Source organism: Curtobacterium sp. AC268, from assembly GCF_979258745.1.
In genome coordinates, this window is the sequence record NZ_OZ409878.1 from 3,089,782 (window position 1) to 3,106,414 (window position 16,633).

Annotated in this window: 15 protein-coding genes; 6 read left to right on the forward strand and 9 right to left on the reverse strand. The window is 71.2% G+C overall.

The window, feature by feature from the left end:
- Positions 1 to 20: 20 nt before the first annotated feature.
- Positions 21 to 740 carry a PAQR family membrane homeostasis protein TrhA gene (gene trhA, locus ACZZ9K_RS14700; RefSeq protein WP_463444445.1) on the reverse strand — a complete coding sequence of 240 codons (720 nt, stop codon included), beginning with the start codon at positions 738 to 740 and terminating at the stop codon, positions 21 to 23.
- A gap of 96 nt (positions 741 to 836) precedes the next feature.
- Here trhA and ACZZ9K_RS14705 point away from each other — a divergent pair, with 96 nt between their 5' ends.
- The 3 genes from ACZZ9K_RS14705 to ACZZ9K_RS14715 all read left to right on the forward strand — a co-directional run bounded on the left by ACZZ9K_RS14705 (position 837) and on the right by ACZZ9K_RS14715 (position 4,674).
- Positions 837 to 1,622, forward strand: coding sequence for an isoprenyl transferase (locus ACZZ9K_RS14705; protein WP_071406129.1), 786 nt, complete (start codon positions 837 to 839; stop codon positions 1,620 to 1,622).
- 85 nt (positions 1,623 to 1,707) lie between these two features.
- Entirely contained in the window at positions 1,708 to 2,817 is a 1,110-nt protein-coding gene (locus ACZZ9K_RS14710) for an aminotransferase class V-fold PLP-dependent enzyme (RefSeq protein WP_138802690.1), read from the forward strand.
- Between the two features lie 495 nt (positions 2,818 to 3,312).
- Positions 3,313 to 4,674, forward strand: coding sequence for a PhoH family protein (locus ACZZ9K_RS14715; protein ID WP_173035851.1), 1,362 nt, complete (start codon positions 3,313 to 3,315; stop codon positions 4,672 to 4,674).
- A gap of 170 nt (positions 4,675 to 4,844) precedes the next feature.
- Here the strand turns inward: ACZZ9K_RS14715 and ACZZ9K_RS14720 are convergent, their stop codons facing one another.
- From ACZZ9K_RS14720 to xseA, 5 genes are all read right to left on the reverse strand, one after another.
- Positions 4,845 to 6,248, reverse strand: a complete 1,404-nt coding sequence (locus tag ACZZ9K_RS14720) for a class II fumarate hydratase (protein WP_138802691.1) — start codon at positions 6,246 to 6,248, stop codon at positions 4,845 to 4,847.
- Positions 6,249 to 6,339: 91 nt separating this feature from the next.
- A complete protein-coding gene (locus ACZZ9K_RS14725) occupies positions 6,340 to 6,954 on the reverse strand; it encodes a carbonic anhydrase (protein ID WP_027464510.1) in 615 nt (204 codons plus the stop codon).
- Positions 6,955 to 7,009: 55 nt separating this feature from the next.
- Positions 7,010 to 7,645, reverse strand: coding sequence for a DUF4245 domain-containing protein (locus ACZZ9K_RS14730; protein WP_111029594.1), 636 nt, complete (start codon positions 7,643 to 7,645; stop codon positions 7,010 to 7,012).
- Positions 7,642 to 7,887, reverse strand: a complete 246-nt coding sequence (locus tag ACZZ9K_RS14735; protein WP_017886728.1) for an exodeoxyribonuclease VII small subunit — start codon at positions 7,885 to 7,887, stop codon at positions 7,642 to 7,644. Before ACZZ9K_RS14735 ends, ACZZ9K_RS14730 begins: the two co-directional genes overlap by 4 nt.
- Positions 7,888 to 7,958: 71 nt before the next feature.
- Positions 7,959 to 9,194 carry an exodeoxyribonuclease VII large subunit gene (xseA, locus tag ACZZ9K_RS14740; protein WP_111056965.1) on the reverse strand — a complete coding sequence of 412 codons (1,236 nt, stop codon included), beginning with the start codon at positions 9,192 to 9,194 and terminating at the stop codon, positions 7,959 to 7,961.
- Between the two features lie 126 nt (positions 9,195 to 9,320).
- Here xseA and ACZZ9K_RS14745 point away from each other — a divergent pair, with 126 nt between their 5' ends.
- Both ACZZ9K_RS14745 and ACZZ9K_RS14750 read left to right on the forward strand, forming a co-directional pair.
- Positions 9,321 to 10,385: a 4-hydroxy-3-methylbut-2-enyl diphosphate reductase gene (locus tag ACZZ9K_RS14745; RefSeq protein ID WP_463444446.1), complete on the forward strand. Its 1,065-nt coding sequence runs from the start codon at positions 9,321 to 9,323 to the stop codon at positions 10,383 to 10,385.
- Positions 10,382 to 11,128 carry a DUF6264 family protein gene (locus ACZZ9K_RS14750; protein ID WP_138802692.1) on the forward strand — a complete coding sequence of 249 codons (747 nt, stop codon included), beginning with the start codon at positions 10,382 to 10,384 and terminating at the stop codon, positions 11,126 to 11,128. The genes ACZZ9K_RS14745 and ACZZ9K_RS14750 overlap by 4 nt, the downstream gene beginning before the upstream one ends.
- Before the next feature lie 403 nt (positions 11,129 to 11,531).
- Here the strand turns inward: ACZZ9K_RS14750 and ACZZ9K_RS14755 are convergent, their stop codons facing one another.
- A complete protein-coding gene (locus ACZZ9K_RS14755) occupies positions 11,532 to 12,791 on the reverse strand; it encodes a M18 family aminopeptidase (protein ID WP_463444447.1) in 1,260 nt (419 codons plus the stop codon).
- A 92-nt stretch (positions 12,792 to 12,883) separates the two neighbouring features.
- The gene (fbaA, locus tag ACZZ9K_RS14760; RefSeq protein ID WP_463444448.1) at positions 12,884 to 13,912 is read right to left on the reverse strand and encodes a class II fructose-bisphosphate aldolase; all 1,029 of its coding nucleotides are present in this window, start codon (positions 13,910 to 13,912) and stop codon (positions 12,884 to 12,886) included.
- Between the two features lie 159 nt (positions 13,913 to 14,071).
- Between fbaA and glpX the strand changes: the two genes are divergently transcribed.
- A complete protein-coding gene (gene glpX, locus ACZZ9K_RS14765) occupies positions 14,072 to 15,061 on the forward strand; it encodes a class II fructose-bisphosphatase (protein WP_017886722.1) in 990 nt (329 codons plus the stop codon).
- Positions 15,062 to 15,193: 132 nt separating this feature from the next.
- Here glpX and ACZZ9K_RS14770 read toward each other — a convergent pair whose 3' ends face one another.
- A complete protein-coding gene (locus ACZZ9K_RS14770; protein ID WP_463444449.1) occupies positions 15,194 to 16,456 on the reverse strand; it encodes a DNA recombination protein RmuC in 1,263 nt (420 codons plus the stop codon).
- Positions 16,457 to 16,633 lie beyond the last annotated feature (177 nt).

Here is a 16,633-nt window from a genome sequence, read left to right on the forward strand (position 1 = left end):
TGGGAAGGAACGTGCGACGGTCAGCGCACCGGGTCCAGCGCGACGATGAGCACGCCGGCCCACTGCGCACCGAAGGCCACCACGGTCAGGGCGTGGAACACCTCGTGGAACCCGAACTGCGTCGGCACCGGGTTCGGCCGCTTGAAGCCGTAGACCAGCGCGCCGATGATGTACGCGACGCCGCCGGACAGGATGAGCACGGTCATCGGCACGCTCGCCGCGAAGAACTGCGGCAGCAGCCCGAGGGCGGCGCACCCGAGCACCAGGTAGATCGGGACGTACAGCCACCGAGGCGCGTTGATCCAGAGCACCCGGAACGCGATGCCGAGCGCTGCGCCCGACCACATCACCCAGAGCACGGCGACCATGAGCGTGTGCGGCAGGGCGCAGATCGCGACGGGTGTGTAGGTGCCGGCGATGAGCAGCAGGATGTTGGTGTGGTCGATGCGCTTCAGCACGGCCTTCACCTTCGGCCCCCACGGGAACCGGTGGTAGGTCGCGGAGACGCCGAACATCGCCAGCGACGTCGCCATGAACACCGCGCTCCCGACCTTCGCTGCGGTGCTGTCGGCGAGGGTGATCAGGACGATCCCCATCGCGATCGCGAACGGGAACGCACCGAGGTGGATCCAGCCGCGCCAGGCCGGACGGGGTTCGGCAGCGGTCGTGGTGGCGGTCGCCGACGCCTCTTCCGTGAACGGGACGTGGGGGAGTGTTCCGGTCTCGTGCTCGTCCTGCATGGTCCCGACCATAGGGCCTGACCCCGAACGACAGCCACGTGTCCGCAGAGCGGGAGCATCAGGGATCGTGTGTCGGTGGTGCACTACGCTCGGTGCGTGACCGGGACGGCGGGATGGACAGGGCGAGGGATCCTCTACCGCGCCTACCAACGCCGGATCCGCCGCCAGCTCGAGGGGGCAGCGAAGCCCAAGCACGTCGCCATGATCGTGGACGGCAACCGCCGCTGGGCGAAGCAGCTCGGACTCGAGTCCGCCGCACACGGCCACCGCGCCGGCGCCGCGAAGATCCCGGAGTTCCTGACGTGGTGTGACGACCTCGGCATCGAGGTCGTGACGCTGTACCTGCTGTCGGCCGACAACCTGACGGGTCGGGGCGGCGAGGAGCTCGAGGAACTCGTGGGGATCATCGCCGACCTCGCCGGGGTCCTGGCCGACAATCGTGACTGGCGCGTGCAGCACGTCGGGTCGAACGAGGGGCTGCCGCAGAACCTGGTGACCGCGCTCGAACAGGCTGAGCAGCGCACCGCCGGCCGCACCGGGCTGCACGTCAACCTGGCCGTCGGCTACGGCGGTCGTCGTGAGATCGCGGACGCCATGCGGAGCATCGTGCAGGCGCACGGCGCGGGTGGCGGCACGATCGACACCCTGGCCGAGGTGCTGACGCCGGAGCTCATCGGCGACCACCTGTACACGCAGGGTCAGCCCGACCCCGACCTGGTGATCCGGACCTCGGGCGAGCAGCGGCTGTCCGACTTCATGCTGTGGCAGAGCGCGCACAGCGAGTTCTACTTCGTCGAGGCGTTCTACCCGGACCTGCGCGAGGTCGACTTCCTCCGGGCGGTCCGCGACTTCGGGCTCCGGTCGCGTCGCTTCGGCGGCTGAGCAGCCACCTCCCGCACCGGGTTCGTCGGCGGAGCCGCGTCCCAGTAGGCTCTCAGGGTTCAACCCTGTGAAAGGTGCACCACCTGTGAACATCGACGAGTACGCCGCCGGCTTCTCCGAAGACCCCGGTTACCTCGACCACGCTGCGTTCGGCCCCGTGCAGACCGCCGTGCTCGAGGAGCAGCGTGTGCTCGGCACCATCCAGGCACACATGCGCTTCGGCGCCATGGAGACCCTCGACGAGCAGGACGCCCGCGTCCGCACCGTCGCCGCCCGCCTGGTCGGCCGCCGCGAGGACCAGGTCGTCTCGCAGGCCGCGACGACCCCGGGCCTGCTGCACACCGCCTTCGGTCTGACCGGCGGTGTGCTCGTGTCTGCCGACGAGTACCCGTCGCTGCCGCTCGCACTGGCCAGCGCCGCCTCGGCCACCGGCGGACGGGTGCAGCCGGTCGTCATCGAGTCGGGTGCCGGTTGGGTGACCCCCGAGCTGATCCGTGAGCGCCTGACCGACGAGGTGACCGCCGTCGCGGTGTCCCTGGTCGACTGGCGCACCGGCTACCTGACCGACCTCGCCGCCATCCGCGAGGTCATCGGCGACCGCCTGCTCATCGTCGACGCGATCCAGGGTTTCGGCGTGGTCGACGCCCCGTACGAGGTCGCCGACGTCGTCGCCACCGGCGGACAGAAGTGGTTGCACGCCGGGTGGGGCACCGGGTTCGTGGCGTTCAGCGACCGTGCCCTGAACCGGATCCGTCCGGCACTGTCCGGCCCGCACGGCACGTCCGGCTGGCCCACAGAGGTGCCGGCGGTGCGTCCGGGGGCCGCCGGCTTCCAGATGTCCCGCATCGACCCGGTCGCGCAGGCCCGGCTCGCGGTGTCGCTCGAGCGCCTCACCGCGGTCGGCGTCGCCGCCGTGCAGGAGCGGGTCACCGACCGCGTCGCGCGCGTGTTCGCGATCGCCGACGAGTTCGGGCTCGAGGTCGAGTCCAGCCGCGACCCGGCCGAGCGCGCGGGCATCGTGGTGCTCCGGCCGACGCAGGGTCGCGTGACGGCCCTGTCCGCCGCGATGCACAACCACGGCGTCACCGCGACCACGCGGCTCGGGGTCGCGCGGGTGTCCGTGTTCCCGTCGACCACCGACGAGACCCTGGACATGTTCCGCGACGCCTGCGTCTCCTACGCCACCATGCAGTAGCAGCGGCGCGCCTGCTGCCCGTGGCCCGTCCGGCGCCGTCCCGCAGCCCGCGAGCGGTCACGACACCCCGCTCACCTCCGCCGGGTGGTCATGAACTGTCGGTCGGAGCGGCCGCAGTCGACAGTTCGTGACCGACGGACGGCCTGGAGGCGCGGTGTCGGGCCGCCACGGGCCTCCCGTCCCCAGTCCGCGAGCGGTCACGACACCCCGCTCACCTCCGCCGGGTGGTCACGAACTGTCGGTCGGAGCGGCCGCAGCCGACAGTTCGTGACCAGCCGGCGTCACCGCCGCGAGCGGCGTCGCGAGCCACGCTCGCGTTGTTCACGCGACCGTAACTCCGGAAACCGCGTGTCGCTGTCAGCGTGTCGGGGGCCGGACGTACGTTGTCCCCATCGGGCACCGCGCCCGATCGAAGCGGCCACAGTCGGTGCTTCGGGACCCGCTCCGTGGCCGCGTTCGAGGACAGGACCGGGCCCGTCGCGGCCCGGGGATGGAGTGGTCGTGACCTCTCAGAACGTCTCTCGCGGAGCACAGCAGCAGCACACCGCGGACTCGTCCACATCGGTCGCCCAGCGCACGTACGTGCTCGACACATCGGTGCTCCTCAGCGATCCGCGGGCCTTGTTCCGCTTCGCCGAGCACGCCGTGGTCCTGCCCGTGGTGGTCGTCAGCGAACTCGAGTCGAAGCGCAACGACCCGGAGATCGGGTACTTCGCCCGGCAGGCCCTCCGGCTGCTCGACGAACTGCGCATCGAGCACGAGCGGCTCGACTTCCCGATCGCGATCGGCGACGGCGGCTCGTTCCGCGTCGAACTGAACCACTCCAACCAGTCCGTCCTGCCGTCGGGCCTGCAGCTCGGCGACAACGACTCCCGCATCCTCGCCGTCGCGTCGAACCTGAAGAACGACGGGCTCGACGTCGTCGTCGTGTCGAAGGACCTGCCACTCCGGGTCAAGGCGTCGTCGATCGGCATGGCGGCGGAGGAGTACCGCGCCGAACTCGCGGTCGACTCGGGCTACACCGGCATCGCCGACCTGCAGGTCTCCGGCGAGCAGATGTCCGACCTGTACGAGAAAGAGGAGATCCGCTCCGCGAAGCTCGACGGCGTCCCGGTGAACACCGGGGTCGTCATCCACTCCGAGCGCGGATCGGCCCTCGGCCGCGTGCACGTCGCCGGAGCCGTCGCCCTGGTGCGCGGCGACCGCGAGGTCTTCGGACTCCGCGGACGCTCGGCCGAGCAGCGGCTCGCCATCGACGCCCTGCTCGACTCCGAGATCGGCATCGTCTCGCTCGGTGGCAGCGCCGGTACCGGCAAGTCGGCGCTCGCCCTGTGCGCCGGACTCGAGGCGGTGCTCGAACGGCAGCAGCACAAGAAGATCATGGTGTTCCGGCCGCTGTACGCCGTGGGCGGGCAGGACCTGGGCTTCCTGCCCGGTGACGCCGGCGAGAAGATGAACCCGTGGGCGCAGGCCGTCTACGACACCCTCGGCTCGGTGGTGTCGGACAACGTCCTCGACGAGGTGATCGAGCGCGGCCTGATCGAGGTGCTGCCCCTGACCCACATCCGCGGCCGCTCCCTGCACGACGCCTTCGTGATCGTCGACGAGGCGCAGTCGCTCGAACGGAACGTGCTGCTCACGATGCTCTCGCGCATCGGCCAGAACTCGCGGGTCGTGCTCACCCACGACGTCGCGCAGCGCGACAACCTGCGGGTCGGCCGGCACGACGGGATCGCGTCGGTCATCGAGCGGCTCAAGGGGCACCCGCTGTTCGCGCACGTCACGTTGACGCGGTCCGAGCGCTCCGCGATCGCCGCCCTGGTCACGGACCTGCTGGACTCGCCCGACCTGGTGTAGCGGCGGGCGCTGTCAGTTTTCGCGCTGACCGACAGGTCACGCGCCTCTGGGCGCGTGACCTGTCGGTCAGCGCGTGAGGCGGGTCGAGCCGCCATCGGACGGACGGGAGGCCCGGTGCCAGCTGGCACCGGGCCTCCCGTCCGTCCTGGGGGTGCGTCAGGAGCGTCGCGCTACTTCGGGTGCGTCATGCTGAGGACGTCGAGCGCCTCGTCGAGCTGCGCCTCGGTGACCTCGCCGCGCTCGACGTGGCCGAGGGCCACGACGGCTTCGCGCACGGTGAGGCCCTCGGCGACGGCGTACTTCGCGACCTTCGCCGCCGCCTCGTAGCCGATGACCCGGTTGAGCGGGGTGACGATCGACGGCGAGGACTCCGCGAAGGCACGGGCGCGCTCGAGGTTCGCCTGCAGCCCGTCGATGGTCTTGTCCGCGAGCACGCGCGAGCTGTTCGCCAGCAGTCGGATCGACTCGAGCAGCGCCGTGCCCATCACCGGGATGGCGACGTTGAGCTCGAACGCACCCGAAGCCCCGGCCCAGGCGATGGTGGCGTCGTTGCCGATGACCCGGGCGCCGACCATCAGGGTGGCCTCGGGGATCACCGGGTTCACCTTGCCGGGCATGATCGAGGAGCCGGGCTGCAGGTCGGGGATGTGCAGCTCGCCCAGGCCGGTGTTCGGACCCGAGCCCATCCAGCGCAGGTCGTTGTTGATCTTCGTCAGGCTGACGGCGAGCACCTTGAGCGCTCCGGAGGCCTCGACCAGGGCGTCACGCGCACCCTGCGCCTCGAAGTGGTCGACGGCCTCGGTGATCGGCAGGTCGGTGTCGCTCGCGAGCTGGGCGATGACCCGCTGCGGGAAGCCCTTGGGGGTGTTGATGCCGGTGCCGACCGCGGTGCCGCCGAGCGGGACCTCGGCGACGCGGGGGAGCGTCGCCTGCACCCGCTCGATGCCCAGGCGGATCTGGCGTGCGTAGCCGCCGAACTCCTGCCCGAGGGTGACGGGCGTGGCGTCCATCAGGTGCGTCCGGCCGGACTTCACGGCGTCGGCCCAGAGCGTGGCCTTCGCTTCGAGGGACTCGGCGAGGTGCTCGAGGGCGGGCACGAGGGTGCGGAGGAGCGCCTCGGTCACGGCGACGTGCACGGAGGTGGGGAAGACGTCGTTCGACGACTGCGAGGCGTTGACGTGGTCGTTCGGGTGCACCGCCGAACCCGCGATGTCGGACGCCAGTGTCGCGAGCACCTCGTTCATGTTCATGTTCGACGACGTGCCGCTGCCGGTCTGGTAGACGTCGACCGGGAACTGGTCGTGGTGCTTGCCGCCGATGATCAGGTCGGCCGCACCGGCGATGGCGTCGGCGACGGCTGGCTCGACGATGCCGAGTTCACCGTTCACGATGGCCGCCGCACGCTTGATCCGTGCGAGCGCCACGATCTGCGCCGACTCGAGCCCGGTGCCCGAGATGGGGAAGTTCTCGACGGCGCGCTGGGTCTGTGCACGGTAGAGCGCCGACTTCGGCACCCGTACCTCGCCCATGGTGTCGTGCTCGATGCGGAACTCGGTCGGGGTGGTGTCGGTCACGTCGTCGTGGTCCTTCCTGGGGTGCTCGCCGGTCGCGGTCGCGCCGGCCCGTGCCTGCGCCCCGGGGTCGCCGGGGCTGTCGTCGGGTCGGTCAGACCTGGCCGACGACGGTGTCGATGGTGACTTCTCCGGTGGCGAGGTCGTAGGTCGCCCCGACGACGGCCAATCTACCCTCGGCCACGGCATCGGAGACCGCGCCGGAGCGCTCGATCACCTGGCGGAGGGTGGCTTCGAGGTGTGCGGCGCCGACGGCTTCCTGCGGGAGCTCGGCGTCGGTGAGCCGGACCTTCTCGACGCTCGGGGCGATCGCGTCCACGAGGGCCTGCAGGTGCGGGGCGGGGACGGGCTCACCGGAGCGGGCTGCCGCGACGGCACCGCACCGCGTGTGCCGGAGCACGACGACCAGCGGCGTGCCCAGGGCGACGACCGCGAACTCGATCGAGCCGAGCACGACGTCGTCGACGATCTGGCCGGCGTTGCGGATCGCGAACAGGTCACCGATGCCGGCGTCGAAGACGTGCTCGAACGGCACCCGCGAGTCCGAGCAGCCGAGGACGGTCGCGAACGGCGACTGCGATCCTTCGAGCTCGGTGCGGCGGTCCGGGTCCACGCGGCCCATCCGGCGCTTGTCGGCGGCGAAGCGGGCGTTGCCGTCGACGAGCAGGCGCAGGGCGTCGGACGGGGTGGAGGCGGCGCGGTCGGGCATGGGGCTCCTCGGTTCGGGCGGGACGGGGGGTGACTGGCGGGGCGGTGCCCGTCGTCTACTCGGTCAGTTCTCGGGAGACGGCGGTCGCGACGGTCCGGAAGGCCTTGTCGTCGGCGGTGCCGGAGAGCACGATCGTGTTCTTGCCGAACGTCGAGACGAGCGAGTACGCGTGGTTGCCGGCGTCGGTGCCCTCGGCGCGGCGGTCGTAGACGGTCCACTCCGTGTCACCGATCGTGCGGTCACCGGTGGACGGCCGCTGGTCGAGCTGGTTCGACACCCACGAGGCGTTGGCGTCGATGCCCTGCTGCAGGCCGAGGTACTGCTTGTCCGGCGTCACGAAGCCGACGGTCCAGACGTCCACGCCGTCGGTGGTCTTGCTCGCGAAGTCCGCGCGGTTGGCGCTGTAGCCGTCCGGCAGCGGCGGCGCCACCAGGGTGACGTCGTCGACGTTCGCCTTCGCCGCGATCTGCTGGTAGTCGACGGTGCGGTCCACCGTGGTGTCGGGCCGGACGACGACCGCCACCAGGAACAGCACGATGCCGAGCGAGGCGATGAGGGCGATGACCAGGTTGAACGCGGTCTGGTGCTGCCGGCGGGCGGTCCGGGCAGCGTCCTTGCGGGCCCAGGTCTCCTCTGCCGTCTCGGGGCGACCGAGCTCGGCGACGATCGGGCGGCCGTCGGGGTCGGTCATCGGCCCGAGCCGTCCTGGGCGTCGCTGGCGGCACGGGCCGCGTCGAGCCGTGCACGGGCGCCGACGAGCCACTCTTCGCACCGGGCGGCGAGGGCTTCGCCCCGCTCCCAGAGCGCCAGGGAACGCTCGAGGGTCGCGGAGCCCTGTTCGAGCTCGCTCACGACGCGCACGAGTTCGTCGCGGGCCGCTTCGTAGCTCAGCGACTGGACGTCGGTCTGCTCGGGTTCCTGCTGGGATGGCACGGGTCGATCCTACCGAGCGTCCACCGACGATCCGTCGCCCGGTCCCAGGCTGTGGAGAACACCCGTGGTGGTCAGGAGCCGTCCGGGCCGGGGCCGTCCGGTTCGAGCGTGCCCGTGGCCGTGCCGGCACCGAGCGTGACGTGCACCGGCGTCGCTCCGGACAGGTCGTCGGTGCCGCGGACGACACCCCCGTCGGCACGCTGCACGATGGCGTACCCGCGGCGCAGGGTGTCACGGGGCGAGAGCGCGCGGAGGCGGGCGGTCAGGTGGCCGACCTCGGAGTGCCCGCGTTCGAGCCGGCGGTCGAGCAGTTCGCGGGCACGGGACAGGTCGCGCGCGACCTCTTCCGCACGGGTGTCGACGAGCCACGCGGTCGACGCCAGGGCCGGCCGCGACCGCAGCGCGGCGAGCCGGTCGGCCTCGACCGACAGCGTGTGCGAGAGCCGCAGTCCGAGCCGGGCGCGGGCCGCCCGGACGTTGGCGAGTTCCTCGGCGACGTCGGGCACGACGCGCTTGGCGGCGTCCGTCGGGGTCGAGGCGCGCAGATCGGCGACCTCGTCGAGGATCGGGCGGTCGGCCTCGTGCCCGATCGCCGAGACGATCGGGGTCGACGCCGAGGCCGCGGCACGGACGAGTCCTTCGTCGCTGAAGCCGAGCAGGTTCTGGAAGTCACCGCCGCCGCGGGCGATGATGATGACGTCGACCTCGGGGTCGGCGTCGAGCTCGAGGATCGCCGCCGTGACCTCGCCCACGGTCCGTTCGCCCTGCACGGCGGTGTGCACGGTGCGGAACTCCACCTGGGGCCACCGCAGCTGCGCGTTCCGCTTGACGTCCTTCTCGGCGTCGGAGTCCTTGCCGGTGATCAGGCCGATGCGGTGCGGCAGGAACGGCAGACGGCGCTTGCGGGACGGGTCGAACAGCCCTTCCTCGGCGAGGGTGCGACGGAGGCGCTCGAGGCGTTCGAGCAGGTCACCGAGGCCGACGTGCTTCATCTCGACGACCTGCATGGTCAGCGAGCCGCCCTTGACCCAGTAGTTCGGCTTGAGCGCGGCGACGACACGGTCGCCCTGCTTGATGTCCGCCGGCACCCGGGAGCGCACGCTCGACCAGATGGAGAACGACACGGTGGCGTCCACCTCGACGTCCTTGAGCTTGCCGTACACGTTGCCGCCGGCGACGTTCCACTGCGTGATCTCGCCCTCGACCCACGCCGTGCCGAGCCGGTCGATCCAGTCGCGCAGCTTCGCGCCGAGGAGCGCGACCGGCCACGGGTTGTCGGCCGTCGGCGGGCCCTGTTCGATCGCCATGTCGCTCCTTGTCCTGCTGGGACGTCCATCGTGCCCGAGACCGGTGACAGGGGACGGCCGTCGTGTTGTCCACAGGCGCCCCGCGCGCCCAGGTCGCGTGCGTGCTGCTCACCTATCATCGGGGACGTGACGATCACCAACGGCCACACGGTCCCGCTCGCCCCGCCGCGTGTGCACGCGGCACGGGGCCGACTGCGTGACGAACCGGTCGCCGGCCCCAAGAAGGTGCTGCTCGCGGCGCCCCGTGGCTACTGCGCCGGGGTGGACCGCGCGGTCGTCGCGGTCGAGAAGGCCCTGGAGCAGTACGGCGAGCCCGTCTACGTCCGCAAGCAGATCGTCCACAACGTGCACGTGGTGTCGACGCTCGAGCAGCGCGGTGCCGTCTTCGTCGACGACGTGGCCGAGGTGCCCCGGGGTTCGCACGTCGTCTTCAGCGCGCACGGTGTGTCGCCGGCTGTCGTCGCGGGTGCCGCCGAGCGCGACCTGCACGCCATCGATGCCACCTGCCCCCTCGTCACCAAGGTCCACCGCGAAGCCACCCGGTTCGCCAAGGCCGAGCGCACCATCATCCTGATCGGGCACGCCGGCCACGAAGAGGTCGAGGGCACGATGGGGCACGCCCCGGACCGCACGATCCTGGTGAACGGCCCCGACGACGTCGCCGCCCTGTCGGTCCCCGACCCGGACAACCTCGTCTGGTTGTCGCAGACCACGCTCAGCGTCGACGAGACGATGGAGACCGTGCGGCTGCTGCGCGAGAAGTTCCCGGCCATCCAGGACCCCCCGTCGGACGACATCTGCTACGCCACCCAGAATCGCCAGGTCGCGATCAAGAAGGTGGCGCCCGGTGCCGACCTGGTGATCGTGGTCGGCTCCGCGAACTCGTCGAACAGCGTCCGTCTGGTCGAGGTCGCGCTCGAGCACGGTGCGCGGGCCGCCCACCGTGTCGACTACGCGGAAGAGATCCAGCAGGAGTGGCTCGACGGTGTCGAGACGGTCGGCGTGACCAGCGGTGCGTCCGTGCCGGAAGAACTCGTCGCCGAGGTGCTCGAGCAGCTCGCCGACGCCGGGTACGCCGCCGTCGAAGAGGTCGTCACCGCACACGAAGACCTGATGTTCTCGCTCCCCAAGGAGCTCCGCACCGACGCCTCGGGCAACCCGACGCGCGAGCTCGGCGGGCGTCGGGCATGAGCGGCGCGGACGGCTGGTCCTCGGTCCCGCGTCGCGACCCGGCGAACCACGTCGACGCCGGTGCCGGTAGCGGCCAGGAGGCCCGGGGCGCGTCCCCGACGGCGGCCGCCGGTCCCGTGGACGGTCGGCCCCAGGGCCGTCCCGCACCCGGGTACGGCGAGTACGCGCCAGAAGGGTGGGTCAACCCGGTCCTCGTCGAGCAGGAACGCCAGGAGCGTGAGCGTCAGGCACGGGAACGGCAGGACCAGGCCTCCGCCACCGGCATTCGCGACGCTGCTCCGAGCGACGGCGGGCACGGCGACCGCGCCGGTACGGATGTCCGCTCCGGGGCAGTCCCGGCCGGGGCACAGCGGTCGATGGCCCGTAGCCGGTTCGGCCGCACGCCCGCCGACTTCGTGCTCACCGTCGGGCTGCTCGCCTTCGGGCTCGTCTCCGTGGTGCAGTCCCTGTCCGTCGGCCAGGTCGCCTCGACCGTGCGGCGCACCCTCGAGACCCAGTACACGGCCCTGAACGACCCGAGTGCCCTCAGCACGGCCGCCGCCATCGCCGCGATCACCAACGTGGTCGTCTTCGCCCTGGTCGCCTGGTGGTCCATCCGTCGGCTCCGAGCACGGAAGCGGACGTTCTGGGTGCCGCTGGTCGGAGCCGTCGTCGCCACGGCGATCAGTACGATCGCGTTCGTCGTCGTGGTCATGCAGGACCAGGCCTTCGTCGACTTCATGCTGCGGCAGTCCGGCGCCTGACCGCCTGACCGCCTGACCGCCTGACCGCCGGGTTGCTCGCGGTGCCGAGCTTCGCGCGCCGAGTGGTCGCAACACACCGTGGGCCCGGGCCGAGTGGTCACGAAGTGTCGTCTGGCATCGGCGCGAGCGACAGTTCGTGACCTCTCGGCCCGGTGCGCGCGGGGAGTCGTGACCTCTCGGCAGCCCGTCCGTCGGCCAGTGGCGGTACGGTGCCCTTCCGGCGACCGTGGTCAGCCTCGCGGGCACGCCCAGCATCGACTGCCGAGTGGTCGCAACACGCCGCGGGTCCGCCGCCGAGCGGTCAGAACGTGTCGCCTGGCATCGGCGCGAGCGACAGTTCGTGACCTCTCGGCCGGCGCGTACGGGGAGTCGTGACCACCCAGCAGCCGACGCCGCCCGGAGGTCACCCGGCCAGGAAGGCGGCGACCGCCCCGTGCAGGGCAGCCAGGTCGTCGACGTGCACGAGCTCCCGGATCGAGTGCATCGACAGCAGCCCGACGCCGATGTCGATCGTCGGGATCCCGAGCCGCGTCGCCGCGATCGGGCCGATCGTCGAGCCGCCGGGGATCGTGTTCACGTTGACGAACGGCTGCCACGGCACACCGGCGGTCTCGCACGCCGCTGCCCAGACGGCCTCGCCCTTCGCTTCGGTCATGTAGCGCTGGTTCGCGCTGATCTTCAGCAGCGGTCCGGCCCCTGGGCGCGGACGGTTCGTCGGGTCGTGCTTCTCCGGCTGGTTCGGGTGCACCAGGTGCCCGGCGTCGCTCGACAGCAGCCACGACGCACGGAACGCCCGTGCGGCCTCGGAGCGGGTGGCGCCGAGGCCCTCCTGCACACGGCCGAGGACGTCCTCGAGGAACGGACCACCGGCACCGGACGGCGTCGACGACCCGATCTCCTCGTGGTCGAACGCCGCGAAGACCGGGATGTGGTCGCCGTCGGTCGGAGCGTCCACGATGCCCCGGAGCCCGGCGTGCACGCTCGTCAGGTTGTCCATCCGGCCGGACGCCAGGAACTCCCGCTCGATGCCGATCCGGGCCGGTGCCTGGGTGTCGGCGAGGAACAGGTCCCACGACACGGCGCCCTCGCCGAGCCGGGCGAGCAGCCACTCCACGACAGAGGTCCCACCGGCGTCGCCGTCGACCCCGACGATCGGCAGGGTGTGGCGCTGGCGGTCGATCTCCTTGCCGTCGTTGACCCCGCGGTCCAGGTGGATCGCCAGGTTGGGGATCCGTGCGACGGCGTCGGTGCTGACGAGCCGCACGCTGCCGTCGGCCTCGACGACCCGGCCGGCGATCCGCAGGTCGCGGTCGAACCAGGTCGACAGGAGCGCACCGCCGTAGACCTCGACGTTCAGCTGCTCCCACCCACCCGTGCGCACGCCCGGGTTCGGCTTGATGCGGAAGCCGGGGGAGTCCGTGTGCGCGCCGAGGATGCGGAACGGTGTCGTGGGGACGGCGCCGTCCGGCAGGCGCCAGGCGATCACCGCGCCGTCGCGGACGACCACGTAGGCACCGGCCTCGGTCGGCCAGGCGTTGAGCTCGGAGAGCTCGGTGAACCCCGCCGCGACGAGCCGGTCCCGGGCGGCCGCGGCCGCGTGGAACGCGGTCGGCGACTCGGTGACGAACTGGGCGAACTCGGAGGCGATGGCGTCGACGGTCACCCGCCCATCGTGGCATGCAGGGGAGGCGACCGGACGCAGAACGGGGCGCGTCCGTCGGACGCGCCCCGTGCCTCCAGGCTGTGGAGTGGGTCTCAGCCCTGGGTGTGACCGGCCGAGCCGAGCACCTTCGCGGCCTCGCCGACGCGAGCCGCCATGGCGGTCTCGGCGACCTTGCCCCAGGCGCGCGGGTCGTACTGCTTCTTGTTGCCGACCTCGCCGTCGATCTTCAGCACGCCCTCGTAGTTCCGGAACATCGAGTCGGCGATCGAGCGCGTGAACGCGTACTGCGTGTCCGTGTCGATATTCATCTTGATGACGCCGTTGCGCACGGCCTCGTGGATCTCGTCGTCGGTCGAGCCGGAGCCGCCGTGGAAGACGAGGTCGAGCGGGTTCTCACCGGTGCCGTGCTTCGCGGCGACCGCTGCCTGGATCTCACCGAGGAGCTCGGGGCGGAGCTTCACGTTGCCCGGCTTGTACACGCCGTGCACGTTGCCGAAGGTGAGCGCCGCGATCCAGCGGCCCTTGTCGCCGAGGCCGAGTGCGTCCACGACCTTCTCGACGTCGTTCGGGGTCGTGTAGAGCGCGTCGTTCGTGCCCTCGTGCTCGACGCCGTCCTCTTCGCCGCCGACGACGCCGATCTCGACCTCGAGGATCGCGTTGATGTTCCGCGTCTTCTCGATCATGGTCTTGGCGATCTCGATGTTCTCGTCGAGCGGCACGGCCGAGCCGTCCCACATGTGCGACTGGAAGATCGGGTTGCGCCCCGCGCGGACCTCTTCCTCGCTCGCGGCGATGAGCGGCAGGACGAAGCCGTCGAGGGCGTCCTTCGGGCAGTGGTCGGTGTGCAGGGCGACCGTGATGTCGTAGTTCTTGGCGACCTCGTGGGCGAACTTCGCCATCGCGAGGGCACCCGCTGCGCGGTTCTTGATGGTGTGGCCGGCGAAGTAGTCGGCACCGCCCGTCGTGACCTGGAGGATGCCGTCGGAACCGGCCTCCTGCAGGCCCTGGAGGACCGCGTTGATGGTCTGCGAGGAGGAGACGTTGACCGCGGGGTACGCGAACTTGCCCGCCTTCGCGCGTTCGATCATCTCGGCGTACTGTTCCGGCGTTGCGATGGGCACGTGGATCTCCTTCGACTTCGGTGATGTCCCCGCCGATCGTAGTCAGCCGGACTGGAGGCGCGGTCCGGGTTACGCGGTCGGCTCACGTCCGGCGTGCACATGCGTGCACGGGCCCGGTGTCCGGACCGCGGGTCGGCCGCCGGTCGGTAGGCTCGGGTCGTGACTCCCACTACGGAAACCGGCTCCCTGTTCCTCCAGCCCGACCGCAACCTCGCGCTCGAGCTCGTGCGTGCGACGGAGGCCGCCGCGATCCGTGCGCAGCCGTGGGTCGGGCGTGGTGAGAAGAACCTCGCCGACGGCGCCGCGGTCGACGCGATGCGCAAGTTCCTCGGCACGGTGAACTTCGACGGCGTCGTCGTCATCGGCGAGGGCGAGAAGGACAACGCCCCGATGCTCTACAACGGCGAGCACGTCGGCAACGGTCACGGTCCGGCCTGCGACATCGCGGTCGACCCGATCGACGGCACCTCGCTCACCGCCGCCGGCCGCCAGAACGCCATCTCCGTGATGGCCGTCTCGGACCGCGGCTCGATGTACGACCCCTCCGCCGTCTTCTACATGGACAAGATCGCCGCCGGTCCCGAGGGTCGCGGTGTCCTGGACCTCGAGAAGCCGATCGGCGACAACATCCGCGCGCTGGCGAAGGCCAAGGGCAAGGACCTCGAGGACATGGTCGTCGCCGTGCTCGACCGCCCGCGCCACGACGAGCTGATCCGCGCCATCCGCGCGACCGGTGCCGGGACACGACTGCTGCTCGACGGGGACGTCGCCGGAGGCATCGCCGCGGCCCTGCCCGGCTCGACGATCGACATGTGCGTCGGTGTCGGCGGCACCCCCGAGGGCATCATCACGGCGTGCGCGATCAAGGCGCTCGGCGGCGTGATCCTCGGCAAGCTCCAGCCGAAGGACGACGAGGAGCGCGAGCGCGCCATCGCCGCCGGCCACGACCTGGACAAGGTCCTCGACCAGGACGACCTGGTCACGGGGGACAACACGTTCTTCGTCGCCACCGGCGTCACCGACGGTGTCCTGGTCGACGGCGTGCGTCGTTCGCGCGGCGTCATCCACACCGACTCGCTCGTCCTCCGCTCGCGCTCGAACACGATCCGCCGCATCCAGGCGGACCACCGTGCGGAGAAGTGGTTCTGATCCGCAGGCGGTCCTGATCGGCGCGGATCCGCGCTGAACCACTGCAACCCGTCCGAACCACGCGATTCCGTGGTTCGGACGGGTTTCCGTTGTGCGGCGCGGTGCGGCGCGGCGCGGTGCGGCGCTGCGCCGTCAGTCCTCGTCGACGGCGCCGACGAGCTCCGGGGCCGTGAGCAGCCGCGGCTCGTCCTCGATCGACGACGGGTCCGCGATGACCTTCGACTCGTCGAGCAGCGACAGCCGACGAGCGCTCGGCAGCACCTGCCGTTCGAGGGATCCGACGAACCGGTTGTAGTCGACGACCGAGCCCCGGATCGAGCGGCCGAGCTTGTCGACGTGCCCGGCCATCGTGGCCAGCCGGCCGTAGAGCTCACGGGAGACCTTGAAGAGCTCGTGCGCCTCTTGCGAGACGACGTCCTGCTGCCACGAGAACGCCACGGTCTTGAGCACGGACCACAGGGTCACGGGTGAAGCGAGGGCGATGCGCTTGCGGAAGGCGTGGTCGAGCAGCCCGGGGTCGGCGGCGAGTGCGCTCGAGATGAGCGACTCGGACGGGATGAAGGCGACGGTGAGCTCGGGGGAGGCGTCGTACCCGGTCCAGTACTCCCGTGCGGCGAGGGCGTCGACGTGCGCGCGGAGCGCCTTGACGTGCTGGGCGATGAGCTGGTCGCGTCGTGCCGCCTCGGTGCCGGTGGCGGTCGCCGGGATCTCGGCGGCCTGCAGGTAGGCGCTGAACGGCACCTTGGCGTCGACGGCGATGGTCTTGCCGCCGGGCAGGTGCACGACCATGTCCGGCCGGGCGGAGCCGACGGCCGTGGTGACGGAGGACTGCACGTCGAAGTCGACCCGTTCGAGCAGCCCGGCGGCCTCGACCACGTTGCGCAGCTGTGTCTCGCCCCAGACGCCGCGTGTGCTGTTCGACGACAGGGCGCTGGCCAGGGTGTCCGCGGTGGCGCGCAGGCGCTCTTCGGACTCGGCAGCCGACCGGAGCTGCGCCGACAGCGCGCCGTACTGCTCGCTCCGCGACTGCTCGAGCTCGGCGATCTTCGTGCGCATCACGTCGAGCGTCTGCGCCACGGGGCTGAGCGCGGAGAGCACCTTCGACTCGTTCTGGTTGCGGGCCGCATCGACACCGTGCATGCGCTGCACCAGGTGCTCGAGTTCGGCGGAGCGTCGTTCGAGCGAATCGACCTGGCGCCGGTACTGCGTGTCCTGGGCGTCGAGGCGTTCCTCGGCGTCGCGCCGCACCGCCTCGAGCTGGCCGCGCAGGGCCTCGGCCGTCGCGCGGGCCGACGCGGCGTCGACGCCCGCGCGCGAGCGGGCGAGCGACCAGGCGACGACCGCACCGACGGCGATGCCGATCACGAGACCGATGACCAGGGCGAGGATCTGCATGTCGCGACCCTGGCAGAACCCACCGACACCGCGCCTCCCGGCCCACCGGCGCGCGCCGCAGAGCCGGCGTGACCGGCGCCACGCGACCAGCGTGACGGACCTCGAAATCCATGTCATGACATTAGGGCAAACAGGGTGTACAGTCGTGATCGTCCGCCGATGAAGCCGCACGGAAGG